General features: G+C 58.6%; 13 protein-coding genes. 6 read left to right on the top strand and 7 right to left on the bottom strand.

Features of this window, described 5'->3' with window-relative positions:
- Positions 1 to 61: 61 nt before the first annotated feature.
- The 5 genes from ACA046_RS01535 (at position 62) to ACA046_RS01515 (ending at position 5,583) form a co-directional block, all read left to right on the top strand.
- Positions 62 to 295, top strand: coding sequence for a hypothetical protein (locus tag ACA046_RS01535; RefSeq protein ID WP_053253829.1), 234 nt, complete (start codon positions 62 to 64; stop codon positions 293 to 295).
- Positions 296 to 303: 8 nt separating this feature from the next.
- Complete coding sequence (locus ACA046_RS01530) at positions 304 to 3,006, top strand: toprim domain-containing protein (RefSeq protein ID WP_497677033.1); 2,703 nt, start codon at positions 304 to 306, stop codon at positions 3,004 to 3,006.
- Positions 3,007 to 3,129: 123 nt separating this feature from the next.
- Positions 3,130 to 3,342, top strand: a complete 213-nt coding sequence (locus tag ACA046_RS01525) for a hypothetical protein (protein WP_063033560.1) — start codon at positions 3,130 to 3,132, stop codon at positions 3,340 to 3,342.
- A complete protein-coding gene (locus ACA046_RS01520) occupies positions 3,339 to 4,487 on the top strand; it encodes a site-specific integrase (protein ID WP_497675777.1) in 1,149 nt (382 codons plus the stop codon). Before ACA046_RS01525 ends, ACA046_RS01520 begins: the two co-directional genes overlap by 4 nt.
- Positions 4,488 to 5,238: 751 nt before the next feature.
- On the top strand, positions 5,239 to 5,583 hold the full coding sequence (locus ACA046_RS01515) for a DUF6124 family protein (protein ID WP_497675776.1): 345 nt from the start codon (positions 5,239 to 5,241) through the stop codon (positions 5,581 to 5,583).
- Positions 5,584 to 5,656: 73 nt separating this feature from the next.
- On the opposite strand, the gene ACA046_RS01510 is transcribed toward ACA046_RS01515, so the two are convergent.
- The 5 genes from ACA046_RS01510 to ACA046_RS01490 all read right to left on the bottom strand — a co-directional run bounded on the left by ACA046_RS01510 (position 5,657) and on the right by ACA046_RS01490 (position 9,728).
- Positions 5,657 to 6,367 carry an SDR family NAD(P)-dependent oxidoreductase gene (locus ACA046_RS01510; RefSeq protein ID WP_003218108.1) on the bottom strand — a complete coding sequence of 237 codons (711 nt, stop codon included), beginning with the start codon at positions 6,365 to 6,367 and terminating at the stop codon, positions 5,657 to 5,659.
- Positions 6,368 to 6,398: 31 nt separating this feature from the next.
- Entirely contained in the window at positions 6,399 to 7,049 is a 651-nt protein-coding gene (locus tag ACA046_RS01505; protein ID WP_497675775.1) for a DsbA family oxidoreductase, read from the bottom strand.
- Positions 7,046 to 7,261, bottom strand: coding sequence for a tautomerase family protein (locus ACA046_RS01500; RefSeq protein ID WP_003218111.1), 216 nt, complete (start codon positions 7,259 to 7,261; stop codon positions 7,046 to 7,048). Before ACA046_RS01500 ends, ACA046_RS01505 begins: the two co-directional genes overlap by 4 nt.
- A 200-nt stretch (positions 7,262 to 7,461) precedes the next feature.
- Positions 7,462 to 8,748, bottom strand: a complete 1,287-nt coding sequence (locus ACA046_RS01495; protein ID WP_497675774.1) for an OprD family porin — start codon at positions 8,746 to 8,748, stop codon at positions 7,462 to 7,464.
- A gap of 269 nt (positions 8,749 to 9,017) precedes the next feature.
- Positions 9,018 to 9,728 carry a DsbA family protein gene (locus tag ACA046_RS01490; protein ID WP_497675773.1) on the bottom strand — a complete coding sequence of 237 codons (711 nt, stop codon included), beginning with the start codon at positions 9,726 to 9,728 and terminating at the stop codon, positions 9,018 to 9,020.
- Between the two features lie 227 nt (positions 9,729 to 9,955).
- Here ACA046_RS01490 and ACA046_RS01485 point away from each other — a divergent pair, with 227 nt between their 5' ends.
- The gene (locus ACA046_RS01485) at positions 9,956 to 12,028 is read left to right on the top strand and encodes a TonB-dependent receptor (protein ID WP_497675772.1); all 2,073 of its coding nucleotides are present in this window, start codon (positions 9,956 to 9,958) and stop codon (positions 12,026 to 12,028) included.
- 102 nt (positions 12,029 to 12,130) lie between these two features.
- Here ACA046_RS01485 and ACA046_RS01480 read toward each other — a convergent pair whose 3' ends face one another.
- On the bottom strand, positions 12,131 to 12,346 hold the full coding sequence (locus ACA046_RS01480; protein ID WP_167663014.1) for a hypothetical protein: 216 nt from the start codon (positions 12,344 to 12,346) through the stop codon (positions 12,131 to 12,133).
- Between the two features lie 243 nt (positions 12,347 to 12,589).
- Positions 12,590 to 13,696, bottom strand: coding sequence for an agmatine deiminase (gene aguA / locus ACA046_RS01475; RefSeq protein ID WP_497675771.1), 1,107 nt, complete (start codon positions 13,694 to 13,696; stop codon positions 12,590 to 12,592).
- Positions 13,697 to 13,699: the final 3 nt, after the last annotated feature.

Below are 13,699 nucleotides of genomic sequence, written 5' to 3'. Positions count from 1 at the left end.
CAATCGCCTGCCCCACGTCCCATGGGTTTGGGTGAGCTGCGCCCGAAATCGAGGTTTAACGATGGCAAACGCCGTAATTGTCACCACTCAACTGCCCCCGGCCGAGGCCGAGGCGTTGCTGGCCGCGCTGCGTGAACAGTATCGCTTGAGCCTCAACGAGCATTGGTACGACGACCAGTTCCGCCTTGTTGCGGACGGTCTGCGCCACGGCGCAATTCTCGCCCACGTCCCTGTGATGGCAGCACAAAAACGCCTTATGGCCGCCCTCTCTCATAGCCTAAAGGCAGCGAAATAATGTCCATGATGAAAGATGATATCCGCGCCCAAGTCATCGAGCGGTTGCAGTTCGATTTCGACTTGAAGGTCCGTACCGGCTCCAACTACATGCGCGGCGGCACCTGCCCAAAATGCAAAAAGAAAGAGCTGTACGCCCGCCACGACAACCCTTGGCAGATCCGCTGTGGCCGGCCTGAACGCTGTGGCCACATCGAGCATGTCAAGGATCTGTACGACGACCTGTTCGAGGACTGGAGCAAGCGCGCACCGGCAACAGAAAACGATCCGACGGTAACGGCGCGTGCATACCTGGAGTTTGCACGCGGTTTCGACGTAGGGACGTTGACCGGCTGGTTCACCCAGGAAAACTACGTAAACCACGAAACGGGCGAATCCAGCGCCACGATTCGGTTTCCTCTACCAAACGAGGGCTATTGGGAAAGGCTGATTGATCGGCCCGCTCGCTTCGGCAAGATGAAGGCTCGCTTCAAGCCCAAGTACAGCGCCTTGGGTCACTGGTGGTGCCCTCCGACTGTCGACCTGGCCACCGTTAAGGAGCTGTGGATCGTTGAGGGGATCTTTGATGCCGTTGCCTTGCTGCACAACGGGATCGATGCTGTGTCCGCGATGTCGAGCGTCAGCTATCCCGCGCACGCCCTGGAGCAACTGGCAGAACAACGTAAAGGCAACCTCCCACGCCTGGTATGGGCTCTGGACAATGAGCCAGCGGCCCGCGGCTACCTGCAGCGCTGGGTAAAGATGTCCCGCCAGCTTGGATTCAGCTGTTCCGCTGCCCTGATTCCACAACGCGATGGCCGCAAGGTTGACTGGAACGACCAGCATCAGCGCTGGAGCTTTGAAGAAGCTGACAAGCGCGATCAGCGCCGCAGCCGTGACCTTGAAATCGCACGCCATGAAGGTGACCTGCTTTTGGCACCGTCGCCACGCGATAAGGCCATCCTGATGTACACCTGGGAGGACGCCACATCCGAATTCCACTTTGAGTTCGGGAGCAAGATGTACTGGGCAAAGTTCGACCTGTCGAAACTGGAAGATGAACAGCGCGCTCTTCTCAACAGCGACGATCACGACGACCAACAGCTAAACGATCGGCAGGCACGCAACAAAGTGCTGGAGTCCGTCTGCGGACTAAAACTGATCGCCAACTGTAATTTCCAGGCTCTGTACAAGCAGGTAAACGAAGTCACCGGCGATGCCTGGTTCTATTTCCAAGTGGATACCCCGAGCGACAACGCCCCCGAAAAACACACGTTTACCCCTAAGCAGATCTCCTCCAGTAGCGAATTCAAGGCGCGCCTGATGAACGCCAGCGCGAGCTGGCTTGGCACCCAAAAGCATCTGGACCAGATCATCGTCCGTCAGACGGAACGCTTGAAAACCGTCGAGACGATCGACTTCCTCGGGTACAGCAAAGAGCACAAGGCATACATCTTCAACGACATCGCGGTACAGGGCGGAAACGTCTACAAGGCCAACGACGAAGACTACTTTGAGTTTGGCCAGGTCCGCGTCAAGTGCCTGATGAAGTCGATCAAGATCAACATGGCGAGTGCTTCGAAAGGCTACCGCGACGACTGGTTGCCCAACCTTTGGTTGTGCTTCGGGGAGAAAGGCCTGGTAGCGCTGACATACTGGTTTGGCTCCCTGTTTGCGGAGCAGATCCGTGCCGACTACGAAAGTTTTCCATTCCTGGAGATGTCTGGCGAACCTGACTCAGGCAAAACCACGCTGATCAAATTCCTCTGGAAACTGTTCGGTCGCCTCTATGAGGGTTTCGACCCGGCCAAGGGTTCTATTTCCGGTCGTAGCCGAGCAATGGGCCAGGTGTCGAACATCCCCCTGGTACTGCTTGAGGCCGACCGTAACACCGATGCAGAGAATGCTAAGTCGTTCGAATGGGATGAATTCAAGGACTACTACGGCGGCGGTCTGCTGCGGACCCGTGGGGTGAAAAACAACAGCAACGACACCTACGAACCTCCATTCCGTGCGTCCATCGTCATCGCACAGAACGCCGGTGTGTCGGGCCATGAAGCGATTCTGAGCCGGATCACAAAACTGTACTTCGCGAAGCCCAACATCACCGAGGAAAGCCGCAAAGCAGCGGACTCCCTGGTGCAGACCGAGGTGGTGGACGTCAGCCACTTCATGGTCAAGGCAATGAAGGCTGAACCGCAGGTAATGGCGCGTTTCGCCGAGGCCTATCCGAAGTACCGGGCCGAGCTGTGGGCAAGTAAAAAACTCTCGTCGGATCGCATCATCCGTAACCACAGCATGTTGCTTGCATTGGTCGACTGTCTGCAGCTGGTGCTGCAGGTGCCTGAACACATGGTGCGTGAAACACGCAAGTACATCACCGGGATGGCCAACGATCGCCAGGCGGCAATCACCACCGACCCACAAGAGCTGAACGACTTCTGGCAGGTGTACGACTACCTCGAAACTCTCCCGGGTAGCCCGCTGGTCAACCACAGCAAAAACCCTGGCGTCATCGCCATCAACCTCAACCAGTTTGCCGAAGTCGCCCACGAGCACCGCCAACGTATCCCCGACCTTGCCACCCTGCGCCGGATGCTCAAGGACGGTCGGACCCACAAGCTGATCGATGCAAGCAAGCCCACCGAAAGTGCTATCCGCGCAAACCTGCAGGCGCGTACGCCGTTGCAACCGGTTCCGCAGTCGGTGCGGTGCTGGCACTTCAAGGCTTGAGGTGTACGCCATACAGAGTCACCGACCCAATAGATCCAGCAGTTTGCATCCCAACTTCTAATAACCATGCCCCGGCTGCAGCGCTAGACTGCCCGGGGTGCTCCAGCTTACAGAGGGCTAGCAATGAACTCCCGATCGGACAACGTCCTGGTATTCACCGACCTGCAACGCATTACCGGCTACCAACGCCGGTCTGATGTTGAGCGGACGCTGATAGACCAGGGCGTTCGCCTGTTCCGTGGCCGCACAGGGCCCTGGACAACGCTGGACCTTATCAACCAAGCCGCAGGCATGAAGCCTGCCGCTGCAGAGCGATACGACGCCGACATCCTATGAGGAAAGCACGGACGCGGAAGCACAATCCGCACATTCCCGCTCACATTGACCAGGCCGCTCTCCCAGCGGCCGTTTACTTTGACCAGCGAAACGAGGGGGTTTGGTACACCCTTCATCGCGACGAGACGGGCACACAGCGCCGGCGCAACATTGCGCCAGCTGGCGTTTCACTGGCAGAGCTACACCAGATCATGGACGAGGCCACCAATGTCGACCGTGGAACGCTTCGCTACGTTTGTGCGCAGTTTCATGACAGCGATCGTTACAAGAAGCTCAGTTCCAAAACTCATGACGATTACTGCTACTCCCGCGATGTTCTGCTGAACATCCCCACCAAGCTGGGGAAACCACTGGGGGATCTGGCCGTTCGGAAATTTACTTCTGCCCTGGTGCAACGGATCGTTGATCGAATCGCGGACGAAGGCACGCCATCGAAGGCCGCTCACGCTTTGCGTTACCTTCGCCGTGTACTGCAGTGGGGCCGCAATCGGGGCTTCCTGGACGTGAACCCTGCCCTGGGCATTGAAGCGCCCGTAGAGCGCAAGCAGCGCCGCCTACCGAATCATCAGGTCATGGACGCCCTTATCGACCGGGCAATTGCCAGGGGCCTGCTGCAGCGCAACGAGAAAGGCGGCTGTCCTGAATACCTGGGCTACGTCATGGAGCTGGCTTACCTCTGCAGGTTGCGCGGCATCGAGGTCGTGACCCTTACAGACGAAAACGAGCTGGAGAGCGGGATACTGACCAACCGCCGTAAGGGCAGCCGCGACAACATCGTGCGTTGGACGCCACGGCTGCGCAAAGCCTGGGACCACGCGAAGGCCTATCGAGCCAAGATATGGGCCAAACGCAAAACCGCGATTCCGATCATGCCGTCTCGTCGCAACATCATTGTGGCCAGCCACGGCGGCCCGCTTCGAAAAACCAGCCTGGACACGGCTTGGCAACGCTTCATCACCCTGGCACTCGCGGACGAGTTCATCACGCCAGAACAGCGGTTTGCCCTCCATGACCTGAAACGGCGCGGCATCACCGACACCGTTGGCAACCGAGCGGACAAGCAAGAGGCCAGCGGCCATCGTGACCCCAAGATGATGGACGTCTACGACCTGAGCATCCCCACAGTCTCACCATCTGCAGACTGAGCAAACCCCACGTAACAAGCGAACCAGAGCCCGCTATCTACGCGGGCTTTGGCGCGTCCGCACGTAACAAGGAATCTCGTAACTCATTGATTTATATGTTCTGAGCACCTAGCTTGTAATCAGTAGGTCCCGGGTTCGACTCCTGGTGCCGGCACCATACAAAACAAAGCCCTCACAGAAATGTGAGGGCTTTGTTGTTTCTGGGGTGTCCCTACCGCAGATCCTGATCTGGCAGCCTCACTACTTTCCTGCTGATCATCTACCTGCTCCCACGTCCCTCTGCAAACCTTTCGAAAGCCGCGACTCCTGTAACCACGCTCGCATCGATCTTTGTATGCGAAATTTTGGGTTTAGGCGGAACAGTGCAGAGCGATAAATAAATCCGTCCCCTTTACGATGGAGCCTCATAGGCTTCAACGACGGAAAAGATGACCGATTAATTTTCCTCCCCACTGAATTTTCGTACACCCATATCAGGTTGCTTCCCCGCCCCGAGCCCCGCTAACCTCCGCCAGCCGCTGCAAAATCAGCGGCCGGATGTGGAAGTCCGTACTATGGCTAAAGGCGCTCAAACGCCCATGAACACCTATCGGCGTTTTTTTTCGCCTGTATTCTTGTGTTATGGCGGCTGTGTGCGGGGCACTTCGGTGCGCCGGGTTCCTTTAGCCCCGGTCTTCCACACCTGCGCACAGCTGCCACCCTCATGTGGAAGTGAGATTGGCAGTTCCTGAATCGCTAAAGGAGCTTCGCCATGTTCAAGGTCACACCTAACCCACCTCAAGCCCCAACCGACGCCAAACTTCATGCGGCAGCACAACGGGCGATTGATCATTACTTGCACCCATCAGACGACGCAGAACCTGCGGCGCGTCCAGGCGGCAATCTTTTCTCTGTTTCTCCCGATGTGGATACAGAAACGCTGCTTGCCAATGTGGCAGAAACCCTCTCGTCAGCTAACGAAATGGTTTCGAACCTGGCATTTGAGCTGGAAGGATCACAAAGGGCAGTGGCATTGGGAATTCAGCAATTGATTGAGTTGAGTTCACTGCTGGCAGATCGGGCATTGGAGCAGGTCGCCCCTACAACAGCCGGTTGACTGCTTTATACGCCACCCACAAAAACGCCCCGAACCATCACGGTCCGGGGCGTTTTTCGTTCAGCCGCGTTGCTTAGTGCCCAGCACTCTGCCCACCATCCACATGCAGAATTTCCCCCGTCACAAACCCTGCCGACTCCAAATACACAATCGCCTGCGCAATATCCCGCGCCTCTCCCATATGCCCAACCGGATGCAGGCTACCCAACGCCGCATGCGTCTCTTCGCCATGCATCGGCGTCTTGATAATCCCGGGGCTCACCGCATTCACTCGAATCCCGCGCTTGGCGTATTCAATCGCCAGCGATTTGGTCGCCGAGTTCAGTCCGCCTTTGGTCAGCGAAGCCAGCACCGATGGCACGCCATCAATCGCGTGGTCCACCAGGCTGGTGGTGATGTTGACGATGTGCCCGGCGCCCTGTTTCAGCATCTCGGTAATCGCCAGTTGGGTGATGTAGAAGAACCCGTTGAGGTTCACGGCCAGCACGTTCACGTAGTCTTCGTGGGTGTAGCTGGTGAAGGGTTTGGCGACGAAGATGCCGGCGTTGTTGATCAGGCTGTCGATGCGGCCAAAACGCGCCACGCCTTCGCGGATCACGCGCTCGGCGGTGGCCGGGTCGGCGATGTCGCCCGCCACGGTGAGGATGTCCGGATCCGTCGACGGTTTGATCGACCGGGAGGTGGCAACCACGCGGTAATCCAGCTCGCGGTAAGCCTTGACCGCAGCCGCGCCGAGGCCTTGGGATGCGCCGGTGATCACAACGACTTTTTTCGAATTGCTCATGATGAAACCTCTATATAGAAAAGGGGATGGTTCAAGCAGCCGCGGCGGACATTTCCCGCAGCATCTGTTCGTAGTAACTGACGGATTGCGATCCGGAGACCAACTGGCGGCCGTTGAGGACCATGGACGGTACGGAGTTGATGCCGTGCTCGCGGTAGAACGCTTCAAGCTCGCGCACTTCATTGCCGTAGGCGGCAGAGCCCAGCACCCGTCGTGCGCCTTCGATTTCAAGCCCGGCTTCGGCGGCTAAACGAGCCAGGGTTTCGTGGTCGCTGACGTTTTGGCCATCGGTGAAATACCCATGCAGCAGCGCCTTTTTCAGCTCGATCTGCCGCCCTTGCTGCAACGCCCAAAACAGCAACCGATGAGCGTCGAAGGTGTTGTAGAAGTGGCTGCGTTTTTCCAGGTCGAAGGTGAAGCCGATGGCCGCGCCCCGCTCCATCAGCATTCTTTTCCCGCTGGCGACTTCTTCAGCGCTGCGCCCGTATTTGCGCATCATGTGGGCGACGGCGTTTTCACCTTCGGCCAGCATGTCGGGGTTGAGTTCGAAGGGTTTGAAGGTCAGTTCAACCTTCACTTCGCCCGCCAGGTTGTCGATGGCTTGTTCCAGGGCAGTGGCGCCCAGGGCGCACCATGGGCAGACCACGTCGGAAATGAAGTCGATGGTGACGGGCGTGCTCATGACGGATTTTCCGCGAGCTGCTTGCGGTACTGGGTGGTGGTGATGCCGGCGTAGCCCCAGTTATCGGTGTCGACTTCTTCGATGACGATGTGGGTCAGGTCGGGGCGTTTGTTAAGGACGCGCTCGAGGGTTTCGGTGATTTCGGCAATGACCTGGGCTTTCTGCTCCGAGGTGACGCCATCGCGGGTGATACGTACGCTGACAAATGGCATGACAAGGCTCCAGTGACTTGCCCATCGGTGTGGTGGGCAGGCAGTGAGGCCAATTTATGAGGTTGCTTGAGGTGGATAAAGGTGGGGCGGAGTACTTCATTAGTGATGCGGTGTAATCAATAGCCCGGATCGCAGGCATAAAAAAACCCCGACCAGTCGGGGTTTTTTATCGCTTTGAATCAGGCGCGACGCCGAATCAATTAGAAAACGTTGATTGGGTAGTCGGCGAACAGGCGGATCTCGTTACCACCCACGTTGTAGTTGCTGGCGTTGTTGGAAACGCGCAACCACGACGCACGGGCACGCAGGCTCAGGTCTTTAGCCGGGCCGCTCTGTACCACGTATTTGAACTGGTTGAAGATCTCACGCTCGGTGCCACTGCCGCGGTTGGAACCGTCGTCAATGTTGGTGCCGCGCACGTAAGCGATGTTGTAGGTCAGGCCAGGCACGCCGAAAGCGCTGAAGTCCAGGCCGTAGCCTGCTTGCCAGGAGCGCTCGTCCTTGCCGTTGAAGTCAGACCAGTAGGAGTTGGCCAGCAGGATGGTGTTGCCACCGTCGCCGATGCCGCCTGCGTTGCGGTAGCCGCCGTACAGGTAACCGGTGTCACCGGTGCTGCGCTGGTGAGCCACGGTGAAGCTGTGCGGGCCAACGGCCCATGTGGCGCCCAGGCTCCAGATTTTGTTGTCGCGAGCGTCGGCATCACCTTGGTTTTCCAGGGCGAAGCTGCGGTCCAGCTTGGTTTTGTAGCCGTTGAAGTCAAAGGTCAACGATTGTTTCTCTGGCAGGGCCAGCACGTAGTTGACGTTGACGTATTGCTTCTTCAGCACGTCCTGCATGTTGGAAGCGTAGAGCGCTGCCGACAGGCTTTCGGTGAATTTGTAGCTACCGCCGATGTAGTCGATGCTTTTCAGCGCGCCACTGTCGGAACCTTCGGCGCTCTTGCGAGCTTCCTTGGTGAAGTGACCAGCGTCCAGTTGCAGGCCGGCGATTTCTTTGGAAACGATCGAAGTACCTTCGTAGGTTTCCGACAACAGACGGGAGTTGTCGTACTGCAGGACCGGCACCGCTGGCATCTGCTGACCGTATTTGATTACGGTGTTGGAGATGCGTGCCTTGACGGCTGCGCCGCCCTTGGCCAGGTCGTCGGCAGCTGCGCCGCTGTCGCCTTGTTTGAAGAAGTCGATACCACCCGCGCCGCTGCGACCTTTACCACCATCCAGGCGAATGGCGTATTGGCCGATCACGTCCACACCCACACCGACGGTGCCTTGGGTGAAGCCGGATTCGAACTTGCCGATGAAGCCCTGGCCCCATTCAGCTTTGTCTTGCCTGCCGTTTTTGTAGTCGCGGCTGATGTACGCGTTGCGTGCCGCGATGTTCAGGTGGCTGTCTTCAACAAAACCCTTCGATTGGGATTGGTCATCAGCCATTGCTTGCGTAGCGCTCAAAATCCCCAGAGCGATCAGCCCCATCCGTTGCTTCAACATTTTCTTATATTCCTTATTACTGGTTGAGTACGCTCTGTGACACCAGGCTCCGTGTTGCTTTTCTGGTGTCGACTCTCCCAGATAAAAAAAGGCCCGCGGACGACGTGAAATGCCGCGGGCCTTTTTTTATTGGGGAAGTCATGGCGGTTAGCCACAGGCGTTGGGGCGAATCCTATCCGCGCCCTTTACTGTGTGTCAATTTCGTGAATCGTCTGTATTTAGGCTAAAAAAGTCTAAGAGACATTAAATGGCCATCACCCTCCAAGGCTCTATCTAGCCTCTCTCCGATCTTCGCACCCGTGCAGGCCACACATTGGTGCACTCGATTGGGTGGGTTTAATCGAAATTGCGACTCTTTGTCTCAGCCACTCAGCGAAGGCTTCGGGCTTGCCCAGCCAGGGGCTGATGTCGATCAAATGCAGCTGCTCATCCTGCTCCAGGGCCAACGTGGGAAAGCCCTGGCCGCCAATTTTTGCCAGCCATTGGCGGCTGTTTTTGATGTGTGCTTGAGTGTCTGCGCCCAGGATTTCACTGAAGACGGCGTTGAAGATTTGAGGATCCAAACCGATGGATTCGGCGAGATCAATCAGCACGTCGCGATCAGCGATTCGAAGGCCTTCGACGTAGTGCGCCGTTTGCAAACGCGCCAGCAGTTCCAGGCCGCGACCGGCGATTTTTTCGGCGGCCAGTACTGCGGTGATCGGCGGGGCTGAGTCGAACACCGCGTCGTGATCGCGCAGCAGGCCTTCAAAATACGCTTCGCCAAACGGTTGCCCGGTGTACTCGGCGATACGCCGGTCGTGGGGCATGACGTAGTCACGTAACTGCGGCGATACGGATTGGCGATTGGCGCCGGTCATCATCCCGCCGCCGTGCAACTGGATCGGCAACACGCTATGGGCGGCGTGCAGCAGCGGCTCGGCGCCGTAACACCAGCCGCACAGCGGGTCATAAATGTAGTGAAGCGTGGCTGCCGTCATGACGGACTCCGATGGACGTTGATGCACGGCAGATTAGTCTTACGCACAGTTGGGAAAAACCCTGGATTGGCTTTCAGACTGTTTCGAGAATCGGTCGAATAACCCTGAAAAACATACGCCGTAACAGTTTTCAGAAAGGTACGTTTAGGAATAGATAACCTGCGCAAATAGTAAGCATTACCATTAACGTACTTTTATCCTCCCAACCTTTTTGGATACACACCCCGATGCCTGCCTTCCGCCTGACGCCCATTACCCTTGGGCTTTCTGTCCTGCTGTCTGCCGGATTTGCCTGCGCTGCAACCGTCCTGCCGGAAACCTCCGTAAGTGCCGAAGCCGACGAGGACGACCCGCGCGTCAAGGAAACCAGCACCGCCACCCGCACCTCTACGCCCGTGCGTTATGTGCCCCAGGCTATCGACTCGGTAAAAACCGACAACCTGCGCTCCTACGGGACCAATGACCTGGGCCAGGCGTTGAGCGGCGTACCCAACGTCAGCAGCGGCGCCGACACGCGTTTCGACAGCCTGCGCATCCGTGGCTTCGACGCCAGCAACGACTTCTACCTGGACGGTATTCGCGACGACAGCCAATACGTGCGCGACCTGCACAACATCGAGCGCATCGAAGTACTCAAGGGCCCGGCAGCGGTGTTGTACGGCCGAGGCGGCCAGGGCGGCATCGTCAACCGCGTGAGCAAGCTGCCCCAGGCCGGTCACGCCTCCAGCATCGAGGCCCAGGGCGGTAGCAATGATTTGCGCAGCCTGTACGCCGACCTCAGCACCGACGCCACCGATAACATCAGCCTGCGCCTGAACATGGGCAACGAGGACAACAACAGTTTCCGCGATGGCGTCAGCGGCAATCGCCAGCTGTTTGCGCCGTCCATGAGCTGGCAACTGACCCCAGACCTGAACTGGCTGGTGCAGTACGAATACAGCCGCTACAACCGCACGCCGGACCGTGGCATTCCCGGGGTCAACGGGCGCCCGGCGGATGTCAGCCGCGGCACTACTTATGGTGACAAACGCGATTACATCGACGACAAGTCCCAATCCCTGCGCTCCCGGCTTGCCTATGAACTGAACGACAGTTGGCAACTGCGCCATACGCTAGGGGTGTTCACCCTCGACAGCGACTTCGATAACACCTATGCCGTCAGCTACGACCCAAAAACCAACAAGGTCGGGCGCCAGCGCTGGCAGCAGGACTTGACCACACGCAACCTCTTCAACAACGTCGAACTGGAAGGCGGTTTCACCACCTTTGGCCTGGAGCATCGCTTGCTGACCGGCGTGGAGTTGGGCAATCAGCGCCGTGACCCGAAACTCTATCGAGCGCCCCTCGCCGCTGTGCCGAGCGTGGATGTGTACAACCCCAACCCGGACCTGCGCCACTACGGCCGCCTGCCGGCCTTCAGCAGCAGTCACACCGAAGCGCAAAGCCAGGGCCTGTATGTGCAGGACCAACTGCGCCTGAACGACCAGTGGCAACTGCTCGCCGGTTTGCGCTATGACCGCTTTGATGTGGAGTCCACCAACAAATTGACCAACGCCTCGGAACAGGTCGTGAGCCACAGCACCAGCCCGCGCGTAGGCCTGGTCTGGACGCCGCTGGAACACCATTCGTTCTATGCCTCGTGGAGCAAGACCTTCTCGCCTACCGGCGGTGGCCTGATCGGCATCACGCCCAACGCGGCGGGCAACGCCAACGACCTGAGCCCGGAGCTGACCAAACAGAAGGAAATCGGGGTCAAGAGCGACTGGCTCGACGACCGCCTGAGCACCACCCTGGCGGTGTACGAACTGGAACTCTACAACCGCCGCACCCGCGACCCGCTGGACCCGACCATTACCTTGCTCAGCGGTGAGCAGCGCTCCCGTGGCGTGGAGTTGACCGCGACCGGGAAGATCGTCGGCAACTGGTACGTGCGTGGTGGGGTTGGCGTGCAGGACGCCAAGGTGGTGAAGGACAACAATGGCTTTGAAGGCAAGCGCATCAGCGATGTGGCCAAGCGTAATGCCAGCCTGTTCGTGACCTGGAAACCGGAGATGGGTTGGTATGCGGAAACCGGGCTGACATTGGTGGGTGATCGTTACGCGGATAACGCCAACACGGTGGTGTTGCCGGGTTATGGGCGCTGGGATGCACTGGCCGGGTTCCGGCAGAAGGAATGGGATGTGCGGGCGGCGCTGAACAATATCAGCGACAAGACGTACTACGCGTCAGCGACCAGTGCGGCGCAGATTCAGTTCGGCGACCCGCGGAGCCTGGTGGTGACTGGAACCTACAGCTTCTAACAGTTCCTGTAGGAGCGAGCTTGCTCGCGAAAAACCTGAGGTCGCTGCGGGGAGTCAGGCTCCCCGCATCATCGTTATCGCCCTTCGCGAGCAAGCTCGCTCCTACAAGGTGCCCATCAACTCACACAACGCCTGCACCTCGTCCTCGCTGAACAGACCCACCGGGTACCGTTCGCTCATCACCCGGCGCGGGTCGGGCGTCCTGATCTGCCTTGAACCGTTTTCCTTCAACCAGAGCGCCAGCGCATGGATCGCGTCACCGTTCACCCGCAAAGGGTGGAACGTGCGCGTGTACATCAGGTTGATATCGGCATTCATTTCAGCGCTCTCTCCGACTGCATGAGCGGCTAACTTACTCAAGGTTTATGACAGAACTGCTTAGTCATACACCCTGCTCTGTGTCGCAACACCGATACAAGAGCTATGCCAATGTGCCCGGTTTATCGGCACATGGACGCAAAAAAGCCCACGAACCTGACGGGCCGTGGGCTTGCTGTGAGCGCCCGAACTGCAACACGCCCGATTGCCGTTCAACCCGGCATCAAGCTGTTACAAGTGCACTCAGTTTTTGTGCGGGGCCGGCTGCTGCTGGGTGAGGCAGTGAATGTTGCCACCCCCCAGTAACAGTTCGCGGCCAGGCACCATCACCACTTCGTGCTGCGGGAACAGGCTCTGCAGAATCTCCTTGGCGCGGCTGTCCAGCGGGTCGTCGAAGCTCGGCGCGATGATGCCGCCGTTGACGATCAGGAAATTGACGTAGGAACCGGCCAACCGCACGCTAGGATTGCGCTCCTGGCTGCCGTCTACCGGATCAACGCCTGCACATTCTTCCTCGGTGGCATACAGCGGCCCCGGGATCGGCATTTTATGCACTGTGAACGAGCGCCCCTGGGCGTCGGTGCTGCTTTGCAGCACGTCCATGGCGGCATGGCAGCGTGCGTAGTTCGGGTCTTGCGGGTCGTCGGTCCAGGCCAGCAACACTTCACCCGGGCGCACGTAGCAGCAGAAGTTATCCACATGCCCGTCGGTTTCGTCGTTGAACAGGCCATCCGGCAGCCAGATGATCTTATCCACAGCCAGGTTGGCGCTGAGCACTGCTTCGATTTCCTCACGCTGAAGGTGCGGATTGCGATTGCGGTTGAGCAGGCATTCTTCGGTGGTGATCAGGGTGCCTTCGCCGTCGACATGGATTGAACCGCCTTCCAGCACAAAACCCTCGGTGCGGTAACGCGGGCTGCGCTCGATCTCGAGGATCTTGCCGCCCACCTGGGAGTCGCGGTTCCACGGCGAATACAGGCCGCCGTCGAAGCCGCCCCAGGCGTTGAAATCCCAGTTCACCCCACGGACTTCGCCGGTGTTGTTGATCACGAAGGTCGGCCCGGTATCACGTACCCAAGCGTCGTCGCTGGACATTTCCACCAGGCGAATATTCGGCACGTCCAGGCGCGCCCGGGCGTTTTCGTACTGGCCGGCCGAGACGGCCACGGTCACCGGTTCAAAGCGTGCGATGGCCTTGGCCACCGCCACGTGGGCGGCTTGCGCCGGCTTGCCGCCCAGACGCCAGTTGTCCGGGCGCTCGGGCCAGATCATCCAGGTTTGAGTTTGTGGCGTCCATTCGGCAGGCATGTAGAAGCCGTCGGCGCGGGGGGTGCTGTGCAAAGTGGTCATGGC

This window comes from Pseudomonas sp. LBUM1641 (genome assembly GCF_059716235.1).
This window is presented reverse-complemented; position numbering and strand designations above follow the sequence as displayed.